This is a genomic window from Baia soyae (assembly GCF_004341445.1).
GTDB classification, from domain to species: domain Bacteria; phylum Bacillota; class Bacilli; order Thermoactinomycetales; family Thermoactinomycetaceae; genus Baia; species Baia soyae.
The window spans coordinates 26292-50612 of record NZ_SLXV01000006.1; the positions used below are offsets into that span (position 1 = coordinate 26292).

Annotated in this window: 23 protein-coding genes, 2 pseudogenes and 2 riboswitches; of the genes and pseudogenes, 9 read left to right on the top strand and 16 right to left on the bottom strand. The window is 42.1% G+C overall.

The features are described from left to right. Window positions 1–17 precede the first annotated feature (17 nt). Window positions 18–1202: a pyridoxal phosphate-dependent aminotransferase gene (locus EDD57_RS03245; RefSeq protein ID WP_131848057.1), complete on the bottom strand. Its 1185-nt coding sequence runs from the start codon at window positions 1200–1202 to the stop codon at window positions 18–20. Between the two features lie 95 nt (window positions 1203–1297). Between EDD57_RS03245 and EDD57_RS03250 the strand changes: the two genes are divergently transcribed. The 3 genes from EDD57_RS03250 to mtnA all read left to right on the top strand — a co-directional run bounded on the left by EDD57_RS03250 (window position 1298) and on the right by mtnA (window position 4738). After that, complete coding sequence (locus tag EDD57_RS03250) at window positions 1298–2086, top strand: carbon-nitrogen family hydrolase (protein ID WP_131848058.1); 789 nt, start codon at window positions 1298–1300, stop codon at window positions 2084–2086. 102 nt (window positions 2087–2188) lie between these two features. After that, a riboswitch (SAM riboswitch) is annotated at window positions 2189–2366 on the top strand. A gap of 90 nt (window positions 2367–2456) precedes the next feature. Further along, window positions 2457–3674, top strand: coding sequence for an S-methyl-5-thioribose kinase (gene mtnK, locus EDD57_RS03255; RefSeq protein WP_424205270.1), 1218 nt, complete (start codon window positions 2457–2459; stop codon window positions 3672–3674). Beyond that, window positions 3671–4738: an S-methyl-5-thioribose-1-phosphate isomerase gene (mtnA, locus tag EDD57_RS03260; RefSeq protein ID WP_131848060.1), complete on the top strand. Its 1068-nt coding sequence runs from the start codon at window positions 3671–3673 to the stop codon at window positions 4736–4738. The genes mtnK and mtnA overlap by 4 nt, the downstream gene beginning before the upstream one ends. Before the next feature lie 55 nt (window positions 4739–4793). On the opposite strand, the gene EDD57_RS03265 is transcribed toward mtnA, so the two are convergent. Further along, window positions 4794–5351: a superoxide dismutase family protein gene (locus tag EDD57_RS03265; protein WP_131848061.1), complete on the bottom strand. Its 558-nt coding sequence runs from the start codon at window positions 5349–5351 to the stop codon at window positions 4794–4796. Between the two features lie 140 nt (window positions 5352–5491). Here EDD57_RS03265 and EDD57_RS03270 point away from each other — a divergent pair, with 140 nt between their 5' ends. Then, on the top strand, window positions 5492–6415 hold the full coding sequence (locus EDD57_RS03270; RefSeq protein WP_131848062.1) for an alpha/beta fold hydrolase: 924 nt from the start codon (window positions 5492–5494) through the stop codon (window positions 6413–6415). Window positions 6416–6488: 73 nt separating this feature from the next. Here EDD57_RS03270 and EDD57_RS03275 read toward each other — a convergent pair whose 3' ends face one another. From EDD57_RS03275 to EDD57_RS03290, 4 genes are all read right to left on the bottom strand, one after another. Beyond that, window positions 6489–7271: a hypothetical protein gene (locus EDD57_RS03275; protein ID WP_131848063.1), complete on the bottom strand. Its 783-nt coding sequence runs from the start codon at window positions 7269–7271 to the stop codon at window positions 6489–6491. A gap of 192 nt (window positions 7272–7463) precedes the next feature. Next, window positions 7464–8927, bottom strand: coding sequence for a protein adenylyltransferase SelO (locus EDD57_RS03280; protein WP_131848064.1), 1464 nt, complete (start codon window positions 8925–8927; stop codon window positions 7464–7466). Window positions 8928–9059: 132 nt separating this feature from the next. Beyond that, window positions 9060–9476, bottom strand: coding sequence for a hypothetical protein (locus EDD57_RS03285; protein ID WP_131848065.1), 417 nt, complete (start codon window positions 9474–9476; stop codon window positions 9060–9062). A 116-nt stretch (window positions 9477–9592) separates the two neighbouring features. Beyond that, the gene (locus tag EDD57_RS03290; protein WP_131848066.1) at window positions 9593–10519 is read right to left on the bottom strand and encodes a S66 peptidase family protein; all 927 of its coding nucleotides are present in this window, start codon (window positions 10517–10519) and stop codon (window positions 9593–9595) included. 191 nt (window positions 10520–10710) lie between these two features. On the opposite strand from EDD57_RS03290, the gene EDD57_RS03295 reads away from it, so the two are divergent. From EDD57_RS03295 to cotJC, 3 genes and pseudogenes are all read left to right on the top strand, one after another. Further along, window positions 10711–10923: a spore coat associated protein CotJA gene (locus EDD57_RS03295; RefSeq protein WP_131848122.1), complete on the top strand. Its 213-nt coding sequence runs from the start codon at window positions 10711–10713 to the stop codon at window positions 10921–10923. Further along, window positions 10920–11183 (top strand): spore coat protein CotJB, encoded by a 264-nt coding sequence (locus EDD57_RS03300; RefSeq protein ID WP_131848067.1) that lies wholly within the window; start codon window positions 10920–10922, stop codon window positions 11181–11183. Before EDD57_RS03295 ends, EDD57_RS03300 begins: the two co-directional genes overlap by 4 nt. An 18-nt stretch (window positions 11184–11201) precedes the next feature. Continuing rightward, window positions 11202–11432 (top strand): annotated as a pseudogene (cotJC, locus tag EDD57_RS03305) (spore coat protein CotJC); the annotation flags it as partial. A 361-nt stretch (window positions 11433–11793) separates the two neighbouring features. On the opposite strand, the gene EDD57_RS03310 reads toward cotJC, so the two are convergent. After that, entirely contained in the window at window positions 11794–12606 is an 813-nt protein-coding gene (locus tag EDD57_RS03310; RefSeq protein ID WP_131848068.1) for a hypothetical protein, read from the bottom strand. 210 nt (window positions 12607–12816) lie between these two features. Between EDD57_RS03310 and EDD57_RS03315 the strand changes: the two genes are divergently transcribed. Continuing rightward, window positions 12817–13014 (top strand): hypothetical protein, encoded by a 198-nt coding sequence (locus EDD57_RS03315; RefSeq protein ID WP_131848069.1) that lies wholly within the window; start codon window positions 12817–12819, stop codon window positions 13012–13014. Between the two features lie 760 nt (window positions 13015–13774). Here the strand turns inward: EDD57_RS03315 and EDD57_RS03325 are convergent. Continuing rightward, window positions 13775–15262 (bottom strand): recombinase family protein, encoded by a 1488-nt coding sequence (locus EDD57_RS03325; RefSeq protein ID WP_131848071.1) that lies wholly within the window; start codon window positions 15260–15262, stop codon window positions 13775–13777. A 69-nt stretch (window positions 15263–15331) separates the two neighbouring features. Between EDD57_RS03325 and EDD57_RS03330 the strand changes: the two are divergent. Further along, window positions 15332–15682, top strand: a pseudogene (locus EDD57_RS03330) (manganese catalase family protein); the annotation flags it as partial. Between the two features lie 62 nt (window positions 15683–15744). Here the strand turns inward: EDD57_RS03330 and EDD57_RS03335 are convergent. The 8 genes from EDD57_RS03335 to spoIVB all read right to left on the bottom strand — a co-directional run bounded on the left by EDD57_RS03335 (window position 15745) and on the right by spoIVB (window position 24236). Continuing rightward, on the bottom strand, window positions 15745–16773 hold the full coding sequence (locus EDD57_RS03335) for a ThiF family adenylyltransferase (RefSeq protein ID WP_131848123.1): 1029 nt from the start codon (window positions 16771–16773) through the stop codon (window positions 15745–15747). Next, window positions 16773–17537 (bottom strand): thiazole synthase, encoded by a 765-nt coding sequence (locus EDD57_RS03340; RefSeq protein WP_131848072.1) that lies wholly within the window; start codon window positions 17535–17537, stop codon window positions 16773–16775. Before EDD57_RS03340 ends, EDD57_RS03335 begins: the two co-directional genes overlap by 1 nt. Window positions 17538–17539: 2 nt before the next feature. Continuing rightward, entirely contained in the window at window positions 17540–17740 is a 201-nt protein-coding gene (gene thiS / locus EDD57_RS03345; RefSeq protein ID WP_131848073.1) for a sulfur carrier protein ThiS, read from the bottom strand. Next, the gene (gene thiO, locus EDD57_RS03350) at window positions 17724–18842 is read right to left on the bottom strand and encodes a glycine oxidase ThiO (RefSeq protein WP_165873649.1); all 1119 of its coding nucleotides are present in this window, start codon (window positions 18840–18842) and stop codon (window positions 17724–17726) included. The genes thiS and thiO overlap by 17 nt, the downstream gene beginning before the upstream one ends. Beyond that, window positions 18835–19434, bottom strand: a complete 600-nt coding sequence (locus tag EDD57_RS03355) for a thiamine phosphate synthase (protein ID WP_131848075.1) — start codon at window positions 19432–19434, stop codon at window positions 18835–18837. Before EDD57_RS03355 ends, thiO begins: the two co-directional genes overlap by 8 nt. 20 nt (window positions 19435–19454) lie before the next feature. Then, on the bottom strand, window positions 19455–21200 hold the full coding sequence (gene thiC / locus EDD57_RS03360) for a phosphomethylpyrimidine synthase ThiC (protein WP_243649423.1): 1746 nt from the start codon (window positions 21198–21200) through the stop codon (window positions 19455–19457). A gap of 163 nt (window positions 21201–21363) precedes the next feature. Then, window positions 21364–21476: riboswitch (TPP riboswitch) on the bottom strand. Window positions 21477–21562: 86 nt separating this feature from the next. Further along, the gene (locus EDD57_RS03365) at window positions 21563–21967 is read right to left on the bottom strand and encodes a GNAT family N-acetyltransferase (protein WP_243649424.1); all 405 of its coding nucleotides are present in this window, start codon (window positions 21965–21967) and stop codon (window positions 21563–21565) included. A gap of 97 nt (window positions 21968–22064) precedes the next feature. Beyond that, window positions 22065–24236, bottom strand: a complete 2172-nt coding sequence (spoIVB, locus tag EDD57_RS15100; protein WP_424205278.1) for a SpoIVB peptidase — start codon at window positions 24234–24236, stop codon at window positions 22065–22067. Window positions 24237–24321: the final 85 nt, after the last annotated feature.

Here is a 24321-nt window from a genome sequence, read left to right on the forward strand (position 1 = left end):
TCCATTTGCGATGTCAACTATATTTTTACTTGGTGATAACAACGCGCCATTCTCTCTGCCGCTTCGATCAATCTCTCTTCCGTCGTCAATAAGCCAACACGGATATATCCATCTCCACTTTGGCCAAAGCCAACTCCCGGAGCTACCGCAACATGCTCTTGTTCCAGCAACAAATCAGCAAATTCTTGTGATCCTAGCCCACTTGGCGTCGGGAACCAGCAAAAAAATGATCCTTTTGGTGCGTGAATATGTTCCACACCCAGTTCCTGGAGTCGCGATATAAAGGCATTTCGGCGACGTTCATAAACCTCTACCAATTCATTCACACATTCCTGAGAGCTGCTTAGCGCTACTGCCGCCGCTTCCTGGACTGCTCCGAAAATGCTTACATAAAAATGATCCTGAATCAAATTAATCGACTTGATCACTTGCTCATTTCCTACAGCAAATGCGATCCGCCATCCCGCCATATTATAGGTCTTGCTCAATGTATATATTTCAATCCCCACATCTTTCGAGCCTGGGATTTGCAAGAAACTAATTGGTTTTTTTCCGTCAAATCCGATTGCTCCATAGGCAAAATCATGTACAACTAGCACCTGATGTTCTCCTGCACGAGTAATCGTTTCCTCAAAAAATTCTGTGGTGGCAATGCCCGCAGTTGGGTTATTGGGATAGTTTAAAAACATTAATTTTGCCTGATTCCATTGCTCATCTGAGATTTGCGTGAAATCAGGTAAAAATTGATTTTTTTCTAACAATGGCATTGTCACCATTTTGGCCCGTGCCATAGCAATTCCAGACCAATAATCCGGATAGCCTGGATCGGGTACAAGAGCGACATCATCTGGATTTAAATAACACTGGGATATTTCCACTAAGCCCACTTTCCCTCCAAAGAGAACCGCTACTTCACGCTCAGGATCCAGCTCCACTCCATATTCACGAGCGTAGAAATTAGCTACCGCTTCCTTAAGAAAACGATGCCCCTGAAAAGGAGGATATCGATGATGCTCAGATTTGGCTGTCGCCTCTTGCATGGCACAAACGATATGTTGTGGGGTTGGGAGATCAGGATTACCTTGCCCCAGATTAATGACATCTGCCCCGCTTGCAGTAAGATGATTCACCTTTTGAACGAGATTGGCAAAGAATTGCTTCGGTAGTTTTGTTAATACATCTGCTTGTGTGAATTGCGCCACTATCCATCACTCCCCGTCACTTTCGAACATTCTTGAAATGATAATGATATATGTTATAACGTGTAGAGGAAGTTGTCAAAGGGGAGGATTTTGGAATGAAGCAAACAATTTGTCTGATTCAGATGGATATCACATTTGGAGATCCAGAGGCTAATGTGAAACGAGTAAAAGACCTCATGCATCAAGTAATGAAACAGTTACATCCACCTCACGTGATTGTGTTACCTGAGTTATGGACGACTGGCTATGATTTAAAGCGCCTACATGAGATTGCGGATCCAGAAGGCGAACATACACAATCTCTATTCGCCGAATTAGCAAAAAAATATCAAGTTCATATAATCGCAGGGTCGATTCCTAAAAAAACAAAAACAGGCATTACCAACACGCTCTATGCCTTTAATCGTGAGGGAGAAGTCGTAACCGAATACAGCAAAGCACATCTCATTCAGTTGATGGACGAACATCTGTATCTTACTGCTGGTTCAAGTCTGGAACCATTTATGCTGGATGAAGTAGTAAGCGCAGGCTTTATTTGTTATGATCTACGCTTTCCTGAGTGGATTCGAAAAGCCATTCTTGCTGGTGCTGAGGTACTCTATATCCCTGCTCAGTGGCCTATCCAACGTCTTGCTCACTGGAGAAGCCTCTGTATTGCCCGGGCAATTGAAAACCAATGTTATGTCATTGCATGCAATCGGGCAGGAAGTGATCCAAACAACCAATTTGCTGGTCATTCCATGGTGATAGATCCATGGGGCGAAATATTGGCTGAGGCCGATGAGAGGCCCGCCATCATCCAAGTAAAAATTGACACCGACCAAGTACAAAAAATACGCTCTACTATCCCGATCTTCATCGATCGTCGTCCAGAGATATACTAGGCTTATTTGAGTCAAAAAAAATTTGTATTGACAACAAATTCCGAAAGCCTATATGATTGCATTTGAAAAGTTCAATTAAAAACTCAATTATATATTTTTGGTCTCTTATCAAGAGCAGGTGGAGGGATTTTGGCCCGATGAAGCCCAGCAACCGACCGTAATACCATCGCGAGATGGGGCGTCCACGTCAAGTGAGAGTGGGAGCCTTGACATATAGTCAAGCACGGCACGGTGCTAATTCCAGCGGAACGTATTTTATTTGACGTTCGCAAGATAAGAGGCGCGGAATGAAACAATTCCCTGCCTCTTTCACACCGAAAGGGGCAGTTTTTATTTGCCCCGAATCGCATCACTACACTTCGGGGAGGAAATGATCATGACACAACCGGCTGTTGTAAACCAATATGCTCCTTTTACCACGCAAACCGTGGTGGAGTTTGTAAAAACTCTTTCCATCTTTGATCATCCTAATCGTCTAATCGCCAACGAAATTGGAGATGGCAATCTAAATCTCGTTTTCCAATTAGTTGAACTAGAAACCAATCGTTCCATCATCGTCAAACAAGCTCTTCCTTATGCGAAGGTGGTAGGAGAAAGTTGGCCCCTTTCCCTCAATCGAGCAAAAATTGAGTCAGAATCACTACGCATTACCGCAAAAGTAGTACCCGATCTAGTGCCCCACGTTCTACACACGGATCACGAGTTAGCATGTACAGTGATGGAGGACCTATCTGACTATAACATTCTACGAACAGAGCTAATTTCAAACCATCACTATCCGTTACTTGCTGAGCACATAGGGCGTTATCTCGCGCAGACTTTATTTTCTACCAGCGATTTCGCGCTCCATCCCTTTGTCAAAAAAGAGCTCGTACAAAAATTCACCAATCCAGACCTGTGCAAAATCACGGAAGATCTTGTCTTTACAGACCCTTTCTTCGATCACCCAACCAATGATTTTCCAACAGAACTCAGGCCCGCAGTTGAGGCGATATGGGCTGATGAAACATTACTCACCGAAGTAGGAATCCTAAAATTCCAATTTCTCACCCAAGCAGAGGCGCTTTTACACGGCGACTTACACACAGGAAGTATCTTTGTCACCTCACAGTCAACCAAAGTTATCGATCCAGAGTTCGCTTTCTTCGGACCGATCGGTTTTGATCTGGGGCAATTCTTCGCCAATATCATTTTAAATGCCCTATCAAAGCTCGCTACTACCGAACGCCCAGCACTTCTAAGTGAACTTCTACGCACCACCGAACGAACTTGGATTACCTTTGCTCAAGAATTCACCAAACTTTGGGACGAATCAAATCAAGAAATCTATACTAATGTATCCGGCATCTTGCCACGTTTCTTATTAAAAATTTGGACGGATGCCATTGGGTTTGCTGGTTGTGAAATCGTTCGCCGTACGATCGGATTAGCTCATGTAGCAGATCTTGACTCCATCGAAGACTTTCACACCCAAATTGAAATCAAAGAGCGTGCCCTTCAACTTGGTGCGGACTTAATCAAATCCCGTACTCAGCTCTACAGTTTAAGCCATTTCATTCAACGGATAAAAGGAGCATTACGATCATGAGCAAACACACACCCATACAATCTGTACAATACCGGGGAGATCACCTACTCCTCCTAGACCAACACGAGCTTCCACACAAAACCGACTTCGTCCGGATTGAAACAACCGAACAACTATGGAATGCGATTCACGCCTTACAAGTGAGAGGTGCCCCTGCTATTGGGATTGCAGCCGCTTTTGGTCTCTCTCTATGGGCAAATCAACAAAAAGAAGAGTCAGACTTACGAACTTTTGTCCATCAATTAAAGATCCAACGGAATTATCTTTCCTCTGCTCGTCCAACAGCTGTTAACTTATGTTGGGCATTGGATCGTGTTGTGCAATCCATTCAGCTTGCTGAAACGGTTCAAGATGCCATTCAACTTATGGAAATCGAAGCCCTCACAATTCAACGAGAAGACGAAACCACTTGCCAACAAATTGGGGAATATGCCCTTAGTTTATTTCAACCAGGTGACCGTATTTTAACCATATGTAATCCAGGATCGATCGCTACTGCACGCTACGGAACCGCGCTCGCCGCCTTCTATCTTGCTCAAGAACGAGGGGTTCCACTATCGGTTTATGCCTGCGAAACCAGGCCCTTGCTCCAAGGCTCTCGCCTCACCACTTGGGAGTTACAGCAGGCTGGTGTGGACGTCACCCTCATCACAGATAATATGGCAGCCCATACCATACGTATCAAGAACATCTCAGCCATCATCGTAGGTTGCGATCGGATCGCTGCCAATGGGGATACTGCCAATAAAATCGGAACCTTTGGTCTTGCGCTCCAAGCAAAAGCACTCGGAATTCCCTTTTACGTCGCTTCTCCCTTATCTACGATTGACTTAGACACCCCGACTGGAGAATGCATCCCCATCGAAGAACGTCATCCAGAGGAAGTGACTCATCTAGCAGGGAAACGGATTGCACCTGAGGGAGTCCGGGTGTATAATCCTGCTTTTGATGTCACACCACATGAGTATATTTCAGCTATTATTACCGAACAAGGGATCATATTTGGTAACTATCGAGAGAAGTTAGCCATGGTCAAAAACCAGATGAATCTACTAATAAGCTAAAAGCCTGCTCAACGATGAACAGGCTTCTGGCTTTCTTCTATTCACTTCTTCATTGTTACTGTTTTTGAATCACTCCACAAGCGATACGTGCTCCAGAATTCCCTGATGGATCCGTCTTATAATCATCTTTGTCTTTATGAATGACAATCGCTGTTCCACCAGGATGGAATAAAGAATTACCTTGATTCCCTTTTAAAGTAACATTTTCTAATGCAAATTCAGCCATTCCCTCACCATTATCATTGATTTCTAAGTTGGGTAAATCTCCGGCATGCGGTCCTGCCGCATTTTCAATTCCATGCTTTTTCTCTGCTGGATTTAAATGAGCCCCAGCCGTTTCAAAAGTAGGAACATCACATTTTCCTACTGTGTGGACATGAATCCCATGTGGTCCTTCAGGCAGATCTTTTACTGTTACCCTTGCCATCACATAGTCCTGCTCCTGCCAGAATTCAGCTTTTCCAATAGTTGCGCCTTTACTGTTTATGATTTCGGCTTGCGCTTTTTCTGATGAAGTTGGAAGTTGCTTCATCGTGGGAGTAGAGTCATTGCATCCTGCTAGGGATAAAGCGAGAACAGATAGTCCAATCATGGATTTAATAGAACGTTTCATAATTCCTCCTTATAAGAAAATAATATAACAATGGTAATTTCTTCCTTTTAAACCCTTTTCCTTTTTTCAGGAATTATTTTTTCACATACTCTCTAAGCTGCTCTCGTCCATGATTTATAATAAATAGGAGGAGGGCGTACATGAACATTCAAGAAGGCTTTATTCACATGAAAGATGGGACGGAAATCTATTTATACACATGGCTACCTACAGAAACACCTAGAGGAATCGTTCAAATTGCGCACGGTATGACTGAGCATATAGGCGTATATAACGAATGCATAGAAGCCTTGCTAACCGCCGGTTTTGGGGTATACGCTCACGATCATCGCGGACATGGGAAAACCGTAAAACAAGAAGAAGACTATGGACATTTCGAGCCTGATGTAGGATGGGATCAAGCTGTTATGGATATCATCTTCGTTTCCGACCTCATTCGTGGCAGGCACGCCTGCCCACTCTTTTTGCTCGGGCACAGTATGGGTTCTTTTTTAGCAAGACAAGCTGTACAACTTCAAAGTCATGTATGTGATGGATTACTTCTTTCGGGGACAGGGGGGAATCCAGGACTTCTAGGAAAAATGGGGTATCTATTAGCAACTCTGGAAATGAAAATACGTGGAGCAAAAACAAAGAGCCACATGCTGAAATTGTTGTCATTTGGCACTTTTAACTCTCAATTCAAACCAAAACGTACCGATTTTGATTGGCTATCTTCTGATACAAGTCAAGTGGATCGCTACATAGCGGATCCAGCATGCGGCTTTACCTGCACAACCGGCTTTTACCGTGAATTATTTAAAGGCGTACTCAGTGTAAATCAACTCAAAGAATATAAAAAAACACCCAAAAACCTCCCTATCTATTTATTTTCAGGAGATCTTGACCCAGTTGGAGATAAAGGAAAAGGGGTACAAGAAGTATATGAAACATATCAAAAATGTGGCATTATGGACGTAACCATGAAGCTATATAAAAACAAGAGGCACGAGATGCTACATGAAGATAATCGTGAAGAGGTTTACCAAGATCTCATTGATTGGATTACAAAAAAATTGAATTAACATACTCTCTACGATATAAAAAGTACCACTTAGATAGACAGTTAAGAAGCTGTCTATCTAAGTGGTACGTGTATCAATCTATTCCAGACAAGACCTTTAAGCCATCTCCATATTTATGATATACAACCGGCTGGAAATGGGATGGAATTTCTTCTTGAGGGAATCGATGGACATAATGACCTGCGAGTGGATATCCAGAATTAAATATCTCGGCAAATGTAGCCGTATGATTAGATAAAACCCACATTTCTGGCGCTAACCAGTCCGACGGCACCGTTCCTGGTAACTGTCTAATATAGTGACTATTTGCCCACCAAACATTCCCCGAATAATGGGGTGGGTACGGAGGGTGAAGAAAAAAGTTAATTCCACAAGCGTCCACTTTTTTTAGATATTCGAAGCTCACTTCATGATAGTCCACTAATACGGTCTCCATTAAATTAACCCAATCTTCTATACAAGCTTTATTGTGTACCTCACCATGTCTTACTCCTTTGGAGTGGAGATATAGCACTTCTACATTATTCACACTTGCGCTACTATACTGATGTATCCAATGCAAGGTAGCTCTTTCATACAGATACTCTTCAGGAAGAATCCTATATTGAACGGTATCATCATAGTGACTAAAGGGATTTATAATTTGATCTTCAATATATTCAGTATTATGAATATCATCCACGACAAAATTAATGAAAATAGCATCCACTTTTTCATATAACCCCGATGAGCATAATCTTTCTAGCTTTTTTTCTAATACATCCTTCCAAAAACTCAGAGTACGAACATGAATAAAGCAAACCTTTTTATGATCCAGATGATATATGTTTTGTTCAGGTGATAAACGAATAGCCAAGTTCCATTCCTCCTCATCTACTCTACCGTTCTGTCATCTTCCTATGACACTCTCATTGCTGCTACTAGATCAGCTCGTATATGTTATTCTTTGTAGAGAGTACAGGTGATAGTTAGATAGATGATAAAATGGAAAAAGGGCTAGTTTGCATAGATCCCTTATTTGAGGGACAAGGGGGTAGATACTCCCCTCTTATGTCCCACAAAAAGTTTGATAGGGCGGTGAGGACGGATCAGGTAGTGAGCAGTATGTAGCTTGTCCCACTGTATAGGCATATGGATTGGAAAGAGCCTCTAAAAGCTTGTTCATCACACTAAGATCTCCTCGCATCGCAGACTTTAACGCTTCCTCTACTCGATGATTTCGCGGAATGATGGCTGGATTATGATTCCTCATTAACTGTTGTGAATCTGATTTTGAAGCTTGTTCTCGCTCTAATCTTTTTTGCCACTCTTGGATCCACTGGTCCCATTCTGGCTTTCCATAAAAAGCTAACTCCTCTAATTGGCCTAGCGTGAGCGCACGAAATGTATTGTTATAGTCAGCTTGGTACTTTTGCATCATGTAAAGAAGACTTTCAATTAACGATTCATCCCCTGCTTCTGCATGAAATAGCCCTATCTTAGCTCTCATCCCAGCAAGCCAATCATTTCGATAGATTTCAGGGAACTGGGAGATCGCCTCTTGGGCCACTTCCACTGCTTCAGACTCATTTTCGTGAAGCAACTGCAAGAGAGCTTCTGCAAATCTAGCCAGATTCCATCCAGCAATTCGAGGCTGATTCCCATAAGCATAACGCCCCTGCTGATCAATAGAACTAAAGACTGTTTCCAAGTGATAGGTATCCATAAAGGCACACGGACCATAGTCGATTGTCTCACCACTAATGGTCATGTTATCCGTATTCATCACTCCATGTATAAAGCCAACCAGTTGCCACTTCGCAATCAATGACGCTTGACGGTTGATCACCTCTTTTAATAGAGAAAGATACCGATTTTCATCTAGGGCAACCTGCGGAAAATGACGTTGCAACGTATAATCTGCTAAAGTCCGTAAATCCTCCTTACTCCCCCATCTAGCTGCATATTGAAAGGTACCTACACGAATATGGCTCTTAGCTACACGAGTTACGATAGCTCCCGGCAAATCGGTTTCGCGGATAACCATTTCTCCGGTCGTCACGACTGCTAGACTTCGAGTAGTGGGAATTCCGAGCGCATGCATGGATTCGCTAATGATATACTCGCGTAGCATAGGACCAAGCGCCGCACGACCATCACCTCCACGAGAGTATGGCGTTCTACCTGATCCTTTCAGCGCAATATCAAATCTCTCTCCTCTAGGTGTAATCTGCTCTCCTAGCAATATAGCCCTGCCGTCCCCTAACATCGTAAAATGACCAAATTGATGGCCTGCATACGCTTGGGCCAGTGGCAACGCACCTTCTGGAGCCTTATTACCAGCAAAAATTTCCGCATCCTTTTGCAGAGCTTCCGCATCTAATCCCAGAGAGCTTGCTAATGACTGATTTAGGAGAATCAGCTCTGGAACACGTACAGGGTTCAGAGCCGCCGTTGAGAAAAATACTTGGGGTAAGGTAGCATAACTATGATCAAAGTTCCATCCTACTATTCTTTCATTTTTTTGCGTCATGAAATCCCCTATTCTGTATTCGTTTTGACATCACTTGTCGTGAATTATACCCTATTCGCACTCCTCATAACAAAAAAAGAGCACCCATTAGGATGCTCAGTATTGGCAAATACTTTATGTTTGGTTATATAATTATCTGTACCAGATGCTACCACCAAAGCCACCTGAAACAGCAGTTCTCTTTAATTGCATACCAGTTGCTGTATAGTAAACAGTGAATGACAAGTTTCCGTGGCTCATGACTGCACCTCTTGGTACGTCAGCCCATGTACCCGCCGCTTTATCTCCAGTTAATTGTCCTTTAAACACGTTGGTCCAGTTGGTTCCCACTCCATTGTTACTCAAACCTGTCCACCAAACAGTGTTTCCAACTTGACGGATATAGTATAAACCACCATCATTGCCTCGCCAGACACCTGTGACATCAATAGCTTGTGTTCCAATACCTGGTTTTGCTTGCTCCTTTGCCAAAACACCGTTACCAGAAGCAACGAGCCCAACACTTAACATTAAGGCAAATGCTAAACAAACAGAAAAAAACTTCTTCATCCAATTCACTCCTACAATTGTATTGAAATACAAACTAATTATAACAGTTATATTATTCAGAAGATACATATTAACAAAAACTTAATGATATTTTAACTTTGTCTTAGTAATATTTTTCATCGAGGTGGTTCCACAGAGCCTTCCTGAAACTGAATCCACCCTTCCGTTGCATCGATTTCGGTAAGTACTCCTATCGGCAACGTCCAATTAGGTTGAGTATGCCCTACGTTTAAGCCATAATAACAAGGGATTCTAAGTGGCTTTACAATACTATCTAAAATCTCTCGAATGGTCAGGCTCTTCTCTTCATCTTCTGCGGTACAGTCCGTGAAATCAGTAAACACAATTCCTGCTGCCCTTTGAAGTTTAGTAGCATGACGTAACTGAGTTAGCATACGATCCAACCGGTACGGATCTTCGTCTACGTCTTCAATAAAAAGAATTTTCCCCGTTGTATCAAATTCAAATGGAGTTCCGAGTAGAGATACAAGCAGAGATAGATTTCCTCCGATTAATGGTCCTTTTGCGGATCCTGCTACAATAGAATGCTTCTCCACTAACTCTTCATACCTAGGAACTGGAGCGTTACTGGTCAAGTGTTGAAACAAGGTAGACCATGAATGAAAATCCGGCTTCCTCGCAAGCTCCGTAATCATAGGTCCATGAAAAGTAACCAAACCCGTAAATCGGTGAAGCGCTAGGTGTAAGGCCGTAATATCACTGTAACCCACAAAGATTTTCGGATTTTCCCTAATGATCCTATAATCAATTAGATCGAGAATACGCGGCGCTCCATAACCACCTCTCATGCAGAATATAGCATCCACTTCAGGATCTGCAAACATCCGGTTCAAATCATCTGCCCTGATCCAATCGTGTCCTGCCAAATATCCATGTTGTTCCCACAGCGAATTCCCTAATTTAAGCTTAAAACCAAACTCAGAAAAAATTTCCAACGCTTGTTCTTGCTCCTCTGGATTCGTCGGACTTGCAGGCGCGATAATCCCAATTGTATCCCCTAGCTTTAACGCTCTGGCTTTCATTGGAGGACCCCCTAAATAAAAGCGACTTCCATTCCTTATTTAGATAGTATATTTACATCATGAAATAAGAATCATCTTATATAGTAAGATTATTCGAATAACAAATAAAACCTTATCATACCTTCTAAAGAATAACTCTCTAACAAGGAGGGATTTTTTTGAGTCAAAAAGAGCGTTGTCACTTTACACCTATGAAAACATATGACGTATACCATGGACCCTTTGATCCCTGTCCCCCTATTGGGCATAAATACTACTCTACTCCCCCTCATCTTTATATGGGCTTTCAGCCCCGTTGCTTGGAGCAATTTCCTATTCGTGAAGCCTTATTTCGTGGGACCTTATGGAAAGAATTATATGATCCTTATGAAAATCCATATCGAAAAAGGGGGGAACTTCGATGAACACTCCCCTACCACCTGAATACTACGAGCTTTTGGAAGAATTACAAGCCGTGGACTTCGCCTTAGTAGAGTTAACCCTTTACCTTGATACTCACCCAAAAGACATGGATTCCATTCGCCAATTTAACGGATTAGCCAAAAAACGAAAAAAATTAGCTAAAGAATACGAAGCACGATATGGTCCTCTCTTACAATTTGGTCGTAGTTACTCCGATGAAGATTGGTCCTGGGGAAAGGCTCCTTGGCCTTGGCAGGTATAAAAAGGAGGTTTCCGGTCAATGTGGGTATATGAGAAAAAACTGCAATATCCCGTAAAAGTAAGTACATGCAATCCCTATCTAGCAAAACTACTGGTTGAACAATACGGCGGAGCCGATGGCGAACTCGCCGCAGCACTCCGCTATCTCAATCAACGATACACCATCCCCGATAAAGTGGTTGGACTACTAACCGATATCGGCACAGAAGAATTCGCTCATTTAGAAATGATTGCTACCATGATTTATAAATAAATAATTTCTTTTCAGCAACTAATCATTTATAAAAAACAGAGCATCAACATTTCATTGATTTGCTCTGCAATAATAGGCGGACCAGTTTCTCCATATCAAGTGAACCGTAAACTCTAACCGTTCCCTTATCCTCAATTATTTCTTCAAACGTTATGGGCTTATCTTTTAAGAGTTCTTCTATTCGGTTGTCCATAACAACCAGCTCCTATAGTAGGTTCGATTTAATGTATTAGTGATTTGGATTGTCTTATTACTACGAACTGTTAATCGGTAAATGGATCCCTATTAGACACAGAAAAGGATCCCTTTTTCCTAAGGAATCCAATGGGGATGCAAAATATCGGGTAATGGAGTGAAGCTATACATTAATAGAAACCTGTTTGTACTCTTCTGTTTGTATGCCTACAAGGAGATCGTTTTGGACAACTTCTTTTTCAGTAAACAAATGCTCACAATCTAATTCAAAATCAATTGAGGGATTCGTATTTCGGCAATGATATTTAAATTTAGGTCGGTGAGCAGGCCACGCAACCATTCGGAGATCAATCAACTCAACAAATGTGTTACCAATGGAGTCCTGAATAGTTATGTCAAACTCCCAAGAGATAGTGCCATTGCACTTACTCTGTAGTGAAGTATATGGAGAGTCTAAGTTTGTCCTTGCTTGTGCAAATTTCATTTGGGCACTGGTAAGCTTGTCTTTTGTTATGTGGAAATCATGTAGTTCAAACATTTGCATAGAGAAATTTATTAATTCTCCGGGTGGTAACAAAATTGGAAATGGATCATATACATTCGGCTTGCCTTCAAAAAAATAAGATGTACCAATGGTGCATTCTACAAGATTTATAGGAACTACTCCTATATTGGTTATTGTCACCAAAAGTATACGGTATTTTTGTTTTCCAAACTCATGTTCCTCAATAACTGGACGTATAGCTATTCGTGGTTCGCTCGCAGCAGCAGTCATTTTTCTTTGTTCTTCTAATTGTCTAAGAGCAAGTTCTCTTTGCTCATTCATTTGTAACATAGCAATTTGTTTACTTTCCTCGGTCTGTTTTAGTACCACTTTCACTTGTCTAAAACCTACGTATACTGCCAGTACGGTTCCTATTGCACCCGCCCATTGACCGATTGCGCTCCACCAATCGGGATCTTTATACCAACTCATATGCTTCCTCCGAAAAAGGATTGTTTTTACACATTCTACTTTATTTAATTTCTAATAACAATGAAATTTCTAATTATAATCTTATAAATTATAACTCGAGATGAGCAAATTCACTGGAAATAATTTACAAATGATCAAAAAGAAAGACATGGTACCCCCTGTGTAGAAGTTAGTGGTTCCCGCCAAATAACTTTGTGAAGGAGATAAAACATGTCTCGTAACGTCAGACTACCACATCACGAAACAATCAACCAGTACTTACAGAGAAAGAAATTCAATTTATATTACAGTAAACCTGCTTTGGAGCATATGATTCATTTCATAGATGGCGTGACGCAAAAAGGTTTTTCAGGGACACTTACAGATATTCATGGCTCCAGCCATGATTGCACCATCGCACCACTTTAGGGCATTTTCTTCAACACGGAAAATGGCAAGAAGATTGGCTTCTTAAAAAATCTCAAAGTGATGTGTTACGTCAGATCTACAAAGAAGCAGAACAAACGTAATTCCCCATCCATGTAACTGTTGATGATACCCTCTGCAAGAAGACAAAGCCTTCGTCACAGGCGACGTCGTCCATTCCAAATGCTGAGTTTCACTTCTCCCATAAAGAAGGGCGTTGCATCTGGAGTCATCAAGTTATTGTCGTACTTTTCCAATGCGGAAAACTCCGTCTTCCTTACGCTTTTCTACGATATGATAAAGCTGGAAAAAGCAAAATTGATCTTGTGTGCGATTTGCAGGCATGATCGAATGGATTTATTCGCAATGCCGTTTAGGCATTCCGCTTAGTTGTATAAAAAAGCAACTGAATGCGGCCTAGCCGTAGTCTGTCTATTGGAACTGGATATTTCTGTTAGCAGATTCGCTCATCTCGAGTTAATTATATGATTCAAGCATATGAAGCCGTAGTGTAAGAATGGACCTGGATAATCATTAGAAGCAAATGTATGAACTGAAATAAAGTCTTCAGGAATTTCACTTGCTTTATGTCTACTAAAGTACATACTGAGTGTATTTGTTTCAAATTCAGTTAGCCCATTGAATTCGATATACTCCTTTATCCCCAACAAATCTTTGTATTTCAATTTTGTACCTCATTTCAATCCTGTAGAGCTGTTATATCAAAAAAGCGTGACTAAAATCACGCCTCATTCTGCTCTCATCACTTCATAACAATTTTTATATCAAATTCTTTACCGATCTTAGTATACACGATAACTTCTACCAACTCTCTTAAAATCGTGTTCACTTCACGTTCTGGAAGTTTGTCTCCGTGCGTGAGGAATCGACTCATTTTCTCAAGTGTTACTTCCACTCTGTCTAACTCTGTGATATTTCCTTGTTCTTTGAGCTCATCGACTTGCTCCTCTAGTGTCTTGATCTGTTGTTTGGCTTGGTAAATTTGCTCTCTTGCCTCACCCTGTGTGAAAATCTCCAACATGAACCCTTGTTGAATTCGTTTAATATCGTTATTTAACTTTGTAATTTGTTTTTGCTTTGATTCTAGCTCTTGTGTATAGTCTGGTGAATCGTTCAAATCATGTTCTCTTATCAAACCAACGTACTGTTCTAGCTGTTTTACATGCTGGGAGAAATACATATAGAATAGCTCTTCAAACTGCGACAGCTTTGCTCCACTGTTTTTGCAAACGGTGTAATCATCCCCACTACTATATATCCTCGTTTGACAAGATGCGATCCGCTTACCTCCGTATCTACTCCCTTGAAATGAATGAATGGCCCCACATAGACCACAGCGAATCAGTCCGCTAAACTTATGCTTTCCTAGTCTCAATGATGGTGGTCTACTATTTCGATCTTTCTTTAGCTGTTGAACTTGATTAAATAGCTCTTGAGATACAATGGATTCGTGCGTATTCTCAACTAAAATCTGCTCGGATTTATCTGCATATGTTATGGTACGTCTTCCATCAACCGTCTTTTGGATTGTCTTTCCATATAAAGAGTGTCCAGCATACACAACATTGGAAAGCAATCTTGACACACTAGCAGAAGACCACAGCATATTCATTGTGGTTTTGACTGTTTCCTGTGTGAACTTATACGCTATATCCTTAGTAGACAGTCCAGCTATGTACAGGTCAAACATTTCCTTCATAACGGGGGCATCTTCTGAGACTTCTAACCGCTTGGTATCTCGATTATATTTGTATCCAATCGGAGATTTTTTCCCTAACCAGTTACCATCACGGGCTGATTGCCTAGATCCTCTAATAAGACGAGCTTTGATTTTCTGGTATTCTTGCTTAGAAAGAACACTTTGAATATCCGAGATAAAATCATCATCGTCTTTTCTAAAGTCGTATACTCTCGAAGGAGTAACAAATAAGCAACCTGCATTCACTAAGATTTGTTTTATTTGATCTAAATGACCTACACTACGACTCAAACGGTCTTGGTCGGCAGAAACAACGGCATCATAATGAAAAAGTTTGATTCTTGAAATCATCTTTTGAAGTTCTGGTCGATCGAGTTCTTGAGAACTTCCGACCTCTTTATAAACATCATATTTCCAATGGTTACGTTCGCATAAATCAATAAGAACAGATTGTTGTCGTTGTAAAGTGTCTTCGGTTTCTTCTTCTCTAGACTTACGAACATATACAGCAACTATTTTCTTTGCTTCCATTCCCTAACCCCTTGTTGCTTAATAGTTTAATTTGCATGATTACTATAACAGAATAGTATCAAAAAAGGAATAATCTGTAAACTAACAAAGGACGCCACTCCAGAGCAATTAAAAGCCGCGGGGCTTGATTCGCATTATGTGGCCCATGATAGTGCCTTATTTTACAATAATTCTGCTGGCGTACCCTTTACAGCCGCTTATATACAAGCGAAGGGTGATCCTATCGCTGACTTGTATGAGGATATCGCTGCGGAGGAGAAGGCACGGGCGACTTATCAGTGGATTATCGATCAATCGGATGATCCCGATCTAAATGACTCCCTGAAGTTTTTAAGGGAAAGAGAAATCGTCCACTCCCAACGCTTCCGAGAGGCTGTGGATATTTTGAAGGATGAGCGGGGGAAAAAGAAGATCTTTTGATCGTTAAATCCATCAAACAAAAAAGAACAAGCTCCTTCTCACGGGCTTGTTCCTTTTTCCTTTTAGCTATGAACAGCAATATATTTTTGATATAAATGGTTCGCTATTTCTACATCGTGGGTGCCGTGGATGAGTACACGACCATCTCGGAATACGACAAATCGGTATGGATTCAATTTAAAAGTAAGCAAGTAGTCATTCACATGTATGTGCTCTGCTTCTCTCTTGATCAGTTGTTGTAATCGAGTTAGATCAAAGTCCTGATGGGAAAGGGATCGAATTTGAACGGTATCTCTTCCACAAAGAGCCGTTATTTTAGCTCCGTGTTCTGTTTGAAGAGCTGGATAGGTTGCATTTTGGCCACAAGATGGGCAGTCCTCCTGCCTCAAATGCCCGACTTGAACGGAAGAAACTTCATTCTTCCAAACATCGAATGAGTACAGCTTTTGGCGTAAATATTCGGTCTGACCAAGTAATATTTTAAATGCTTCTGTGACTTGCTCCGCCACGACCATCTGTACAGCTGGGGCGATAATGCCTGCTGTATCACAGGTTTCACTCTGGACTTGGTCGTCTCCTAGTAGGCATCGTAAACAAGGAGTAATCCTTGGGAGGATGCTATAAGTGACTCCATAACTTCCTACACAAGCTCCATAAATCCACGGAATTTGCTGCTTTTGCGCTATATCATTAATTAGAAACCTAGCTTCAAAGTTATCGGTGGCATCGAAGATAAGGTCCACTTGCTTCACGAAGGAGAAGATATTATCAGCTGTAACATCACTCACATGGGCATGAATGGTCACATCTGAATTAATCTGTTCCAACCGATTTTTAGCCGCAATCACTTTGGGTAACGTTTCTGCTTCGTCCTGCTCTGTATACAAAGTTTGACGTTGTAAGTTGCTCAGATCCACATAGTCACGATCCACAATCGTAATCGTCCCAATCCCTGCACGAGTAAGCATCTCAGACAGCGAACTTCCTAAGGCCCCCATCCCAATGATGAGAACATGCTTCTTCTTTAGGAGTGCTTGTCCATGGGCACCGATTGGTTGAAACCGTTCTTGCCTCGAATACCTTCCTGTTATCATACAGGGATTCCGCTCTCCGGACTGCTTGCTGTCGCATAAGGACGTTTGGAGATTCTCCCTGCTTCAAAGCCCATTCTGCCAGACATGACCGCATATTTCATGGCAAGTGCCATTTTGACAGGATCTTGTGCCCCTGATACGGCTGTATTTAACAACACTCCATCTGCTCCCAGTTCCATCGCTAGCGCAGCATCCGCTGGACCCCCGATCCCAGCATCGAGAATGACTGGAACGGTAGCCTGTTCGATGATAAATGAGAGATGAAGTGGATTAAGTAGCCCCATCCCAGATCCAATCGGGCTTCCTGCGGGCATGATTGCATGTACGCCAAGCTCCTGAAGTCTGCGAGCGAGTACCACATCATCCGAAGTGTATGGCAATACAATCATCCCATCCTCCAACAATTGTTCACAGGCTCGTAGGGTTTCTATTGGATCGGGCAACAGAGTACGATCGTCGCCAATCACTTCTACTTTGATCATATGACATAATCCTGATTGATGAGCCAGTCTAGCGATTCGTACCGCTTCCTCGGCTGTTTTCGCTCCAGCTGTATTAGGAAGCAAATGAAATCTCTCTAAATCAATGGATTCCAAGAAGTTAGGCGCATCTGGATTATTTAAGGGTAATTTACGAACCGCAAAGGTTAGAATTTCCGATTCTGATATCTCAATCGCTTGGTTTTGTGTTTGAGCATCGGGAAATTTACCTGTCCCGAGTAATAAACGGGATTGAAAGGAATAAGGTCCAATTTGTAACATGTTTAGCCACCTCCCACAAAATGAATCATTTCAATTCGATCTCGATCTGAAAGCAAAGTATCTTTATATTGTTCAGGTAAAATAACGGTGCCATTATGTTCAATGATGAGTCGCTTTTTTTCCAAGCTGAGTTGGATGAGAAGCTGTTCGATTGTTTCGGGCATAGGAGTAAATTCTCGTAATGAATCATTCAGATATAGCATGTTTATTCCTCCATCTCTCTGGTGCAAATGGCTGTAAGTCAAATGAACTCTTCCCGTGGACAATGAGGTCCGTTACGATTTCACCTGTAATCGCACTGAGTAAAATTCCATTTCGATAATGTCCGGTTGCATAAATAAGTCCAGGAAGATCAGGATCTAAACCTAGATAAGGAAGACCATCCTTTGTTTGCGGCCTTATTCCTGACCAAGTCTTTTCAATCTCTCCATCGAGAACAGGTGGATATATCTTAGAAGCATTTAGAAAGAGCTTGAATAACTCTTCCATCCTCACAACAGGGTCCCATTCATACGGGGATTCTGTGGCACCTACTAGCAAACGATTTCCTGATTTAGGAACAATGTAACAATCCTTGGTGTAAAGAGTATGCATAAGCTCCATCTCGGGAAGTCGAAGAGAAAAAGCATCTCCTTTCACAGGATAGAGCGGAATGTGATACTCATCAGGTAATAAATCATTCGTCCAAGCTCCTCCTGCTAATACAACCGTTTCAGCGAAATACTGTCCACTTGTCGTGTTAACACCACGAATTTCATTATGATGAATTTCGAGCGACAGAACGGTTGTGTTTTCATACACTTCGACTCCCCGCTCCTGTGCCACCTTCATCAATAATGGTGCAAGACGAACTGCTTCTAACTGTCCATCTGAAACATGGATTCCTCCTTTGACCGCCGGAGAAACACCGCGTACCCGATTACAAATTTGATCATAGGTGAGAAGCTGGCTTGAAAGCCCTATTGCGGACTGAGCCTGATGTAGTTCAGCTAACTCCATCAACTCTTCATCTGTACGAGCAAGGCGGATTATGCCATTTTGGTTTAAGTGAAGCTTTTCTTCAGTCACATTCTCTAATTGCTCAACCAAATCCACAAAACGTAATTGACTCGCTCTTGCTAGATGAAACAACGGATTATCCGGCTTCAACTCCACTTGTGCACCTAACATGCCTGCAGCTGCGGATGAAGCATGAGAACCGACTTTATCTCGTTCGATTACCAGGATTCGTTTCTGAAATCGAGACAGATGGTACGCAATCGAAGCCCCGATGACCCCACCACCCACGATAATCACATCATACATCCAGTTCCCCCCTTGCTCGGTTATAAGAAGCGAGTGCTTCCACAGGCTTGTCCGCATTTAGAATTCCACCCATCACCGCAACTCCGTGGAAGCCAATCTGATGTAAGGGTGCGATATGAGCAGGCTGTATCCCGCCAATCGCAATGACAGGTTGATGGACGGCTTCAATGATTTGCTTTGCTTCTTTTTCGCCCAGCGGCTGTTTATTGGGCTTGGAAGCAGTTTGATAAATATGACCAAGCATGAAGAATTCTGCTTCTTTTGCCTGCTCCATTTCCATGAGCGAATGTACGGAGACACCGATTTGCAAGAAAGGGTAACGCTTCTTCACTACTTCAAATCGGGGGCTTCGAAAGCCAATTTGCACATGAGGTAGCCCCAGTTCGGCAACCAGATGCGGGCGGTCATGAAGAATGATTTTGGAGTCTGGAAAGGATTTACTTCTCAGCTCTTTCACAAGGGAAAGTAATTTCTGATCTGAAAAATAGTGGAGGCGCAGATGAAGCATATCAAAATCATCTTGCATAGGCGGTATCGTCGTAATCAAAGTTTGAAATGAACTGTTCTCAGGTGTAATCAAATGCAACCTCATCCCGATCACTCCTAGCCTTGTTAACTGTAAATTTTACCGCCACTCTCTTGAAAGTCTTCTGCTTTTTCTTTCATTCCTTCCTGCATCGCATCCTCTAAGCTAAGGCCCTTCTGCTCCGCGTATTGTCTAATGTCTTGCGTAATTCTCATGCTACAAAACTTCGGACCACACATCGAACAGAAATGAGCGGTTTTAGCTGGTTCGGCAGGCAATGTCTCATCGTGGAATTGATGAGCTCGCTCTGGGTCTAACGAAAGATTAAATTGATCTACCCAACGGAACTCAAATCGAGCCTTGGATAAAGCATCATCTCTTACTTGTGCTCCAGGGTGCCCTTTTGCAAGATCAGCAGCATGGGCCGCGATTTTATAAGCAATGACCCCTTCTTTCACATCATTTTTATTAGGTAGCCCCAAATGTTCCTTCGGTGTTACGTAACAAAGCATTGCAGTCCCAAACCATCCAATCATCGCGGCACCGATCGCGGAAGTGATATGATCATATCCAGGAGCAATATCGGTCGTAAGAGGTCCAAGTGTATAGAAAGGCGCTTCCTGACAAACTTCCTGCTGTATATCTACATTTTCCTTGATCTTATGCATCGGGACGTGCCCCGGGCCTTCAATGAGCACTTGCACATCGTATTCCCAAGCAATCTTGGTCAATTCCCCAAGCGTATCTAATTCGGCAAATTGAGCTTCATCATTCGCGTCTGCAATAGAGCCAGGTCGTAGTCCATCTCCAAGTGAGATCGAAATATCATACTCTTTTAGGATCTCGCAGATTTCACGGAAATGGGTATAAAGGAAGCTCTCTTGATGATGAGCCAAACACCACGCCGCCATGATCGAACCCCCGCGGGAAACGATTCCAGTCACTCGCTTTGCAGTAAGCGGTATATAAGCAATCTTTACTCCTGCATGAATGGTGAAATAATCGACTCCTTGCTCCGCCTGCTCAATCAAGGTATCCCGGTAAACTTCCCAAGTGAGATCTTCTGGCTTTCCGTTTACTTTCTCCAGTGCTTGATAGATCGGAACCGTGCCTACAGGTACAGGAGCATTTCGAATGATCCATTCGCGAGTGGTGTGAATGTTCTTCCCGGTAGACAGATCCATAATGGTATCTGCTCCCCAGTGAGTCGCCCATGTCATTTTCTCCACTTCTTCTTCAATGGAGGAGCTAACTGCTGAGTTCCCAATATTGGCATTAATCTTAACGTGGAAGTTTTTGCCGATAATCATGGGTTCTAGCTCAGGATGATTAATATTAGCCGGAATAATCGCTCGTCCAACCGCTACTTCTTCACGTACAAACTCAGGACTCACTTTTTCACGTATAGCGATAAACTCCATCTCTGGAGTAATGATTCCTTGTCTAGCATAATGCATCTGCGTCACATTTCGGCCTATTTGGGCACGTAATGGTCTGATATGGTTAGAGGGGAAAATAGCTTGATTCACTTTTTCTTCAGAACGATAACCGTTGTCGATGGGTAATATTTCGCGTCCTTCGTATTCTTCGACATCCTCACGTTCTAAAATCCAGTTACGTCGCAATGGAAATAGGCCTTTGTTAATATCAATCACTACCTCCGGATCCGTATAAGGACCGCTGGTATCATACACTTGAACAGGCTCATTTTCTGTTTCACCGCGCCAATCGTTAGTGGGTGAAAGTGCGATTTCGCGCATCGGAACACGAAGGTCTGATCGAGATCCCTGCTTATAAACTTTCTTGCTAGCTGGAAATGGGTATGCGTTCACGTCCATTTCTCCTCTCATCCATCCAAATCAACTCATATACGCAAGCTAGGGCCTAGAATTCCAGTTTCATAGGCATAAAAAAAGCCGTACGCCAATAGCGCACGACTTTCTAATTTCGAGTATTAGAAGTCTACAAGATCAGAAAAGTTCCGCTAAAAAATAAAAAGCGAATCTTGTCCATCCCTACGCTGGCATTATCCAGATCAGGTTATTGGTCGGTGGCAGAGCTCTCCACCCTCTCAGCTTGGCTATCTCCAGGCTCCCATTTGATCGTATAAAGTTGTTATTTTGAATGTATCATACTCTTTTTCGGTTAGCAATACATTTAATTTATGAATTTTTTTATACAATGTATTAATAGCTTAGGTAAGCCGTTTTTTTAGGTAATATCTTGTATGTTGACCTGGGTAATCTAGAATCCCAAAGATCTCATATCCATTTTTCAGATAAAAATCTTTTGCTTGAAAGTCAAAGGTATCTAGATGAGCCATGCGGCAACCCTTTTCTCGCGCATCACCTTCCATATGGCGTAATAAGTTTGAACCCAATCCACCCCTTCTATCTTTCTCATCAATCCAAAAAACAGTAATAAACAAACAACTTTCCTTCCAGTAGATAATTCCATTGATGCCGCCTCTAATACTTCCGATAGAATCCTTGATATGAAATCCAATTGAGGAAGCTTTGATGGGAACATGTGAACTGTTATATTCGTCAAGTCTTTTGTCAATAAAATCACGCTCATGCTTTTCACTCGTATAGATCAACTCTATCACTCCTTACGTTTTTACAAACCAAAACACACCTGAATCCAATCACTTTGGACTCAAGTGTGTCTTTATATGTTGGACAGGATTAACTAACCTATCCCACCTTATGCTCAATTCGCAATTTATCCGCAACCATAGCGATAAACTCGCTATTAGTCGGTTTTGCTTTGCTTACATTGATCGTGTAGCCAAATAAGGTACGGATCGAATCCATGTTTCCTCTGCTCCAAGCTACTTCGATCGCGTGACGAATCGCGCGTTCTACTCGGCTTGGGGTCGTTTTAAATTTCTCTGCAATCCGGGGATATAAGGTTTTCGTAATCGCACCCAGAAGATCAACTTCGTTATATACCATCGTAATCGCTTCTCGTAAATAGAGATATCCTTTGATATGAGCAGGTACACCAATTTCGTGGATAACACTGGTGATACTCACATCGAGATGATTGGAGCGGGGTGAGAGTGAAGCAGCCATTGCATTGGTACGTGGGCGAATGACACTGCTTACTCCTTTCATCTGCCGAATTCGCTCGGTGAGAACATCCATATCAAATGGCTTCAAGATATAGTAAGATGCCCCCAATGAAACAGCTCGTTGCGTAACCTCTTCTTGTCCAAATGCAGTTAGCATAATAATCTTTGGCATCGGTTGAAGTTGTAATTCTTGAATTTGCTCTAATACGCCTAATCCATCTAAGTGAGGCATGATAATATCGAGGACGAGTACATCAGGTACCTCTTTTTTTAAAATTTCAATGACCTCTCCGCCATTATAAGCTACTCCAACCACTTCTAAATCAGGTTGTGAAGATAGATGCTCTTTGACAAGCTCAGTAAATTCTCGATTATCATCTGCTAATACAACTCGTATTTGATTCATAACCTTTCTCCCCTCGTTGGTCCTGTCCCGAGAACTGGATAGAGTACATTTTCGACAACTTACCAAATCATTCCTTCTATTTATATTTAATTCCCTAACTTTTCCATTTTTTTGATAACGAAACAAAAAGCGGCTACCTGTTAAGGTCTCCGCTGATTGGTTTTCTAATGCTCCTGCATCTTTTAACATCCATTCGATATAAGTTCCATATCCAGAGCTTGGATCATTTACAAAAACGTGAGTAACAGCACCCACTAGCTTTCCATCTTGAATAATCGGACTTCCGCTCATCCCTTGAACAATACCCCCCGTTTTGGCTAGGAGACGAGGATCCGTCACTTTAATGATAAGTCCTTTTGTGGCAGCAAATTTCTGCTTAACGGCATGAGTAATTTGAATTTCAAATTCCTCCACCTTCTGTCCTTCGACAACGGTGTAGATCTTCGCAGGACCTTCCTTTACTTCATCGGAGAAGCCGACTGGAATCGCTTCACCTTGATTCGAAAGTTTTTCATCCATGCTCCCAAAAATACCAAAAGGCGTGTTTCTTTTTATGTTTCCTAGCACCTGATCTTCGTTAAAAAAGATCGCTCTCTTTTCTCCAGGTTTACCAGAAGCACCCTTTTGAATCGAAGTCACATTGGAGTGAACGATTTTCCCATCTCCAACTTGAATTGGCTGTCCTGTATCCAAATCAGAAATGATGTGGCCAAGTGCACCATACACTTTCTTTTGGGGATCATAAAACGTAAGCGTGCCCACACCCGCGGCAGAATCACGGATGAATAGACCCATTCGGTATTGTTGATCCTTCTCATCAAGCGCTAAGGGAAGGACTACTTTATATTGCTTGTCATCACGTCTCAGCACGATTTGTAGCGACTTCGTTGTATTTCCTGCATCTTTAACAACCTTTGCTACATCTTGCGTACTTTTCACTTGTTGTCCATTGATCTCAACTAAGTAGTCTCCTACATGAATATCTGCTTGTTCACCGGGAGACTTCTCACCCTCTTTTGTTGAAACCAGATGATGTCCAACAACTAAAATACCGGACGACTTTAATTTGACCCCAATAGACTGTCCTCCCGGGATTACCTGTAGCTTAGTATGCTCTTTCGCATCAGGAGAATCCCCTATTTTCTGAAGACCTGCCATCGTTTGCACAGAGGACCTATTACTCCTTTGCAGGGCATTTGGAGTAGCAGGATTACCTGTAGCCGTGATGGGAATTGACAAGAATACGAGGTCTTCCCTTCCTTGGATCAAGTGTTGATTTCGAGGAAAGGAGAAATATTGTTGAAAAAGAGAAGATGTACTTCCCATTACCAAGAGAAGCACCAGGAGAACACCTAAAAATTTGATTCGTTGTCTGTCTTTACGCACGTAAGAATCACTCTCCTGAGCTTCCCGCCAAACCACCAGCCCAAGCAATTACAGTTACATCTTGTACCATACGTTTAAAGTAACC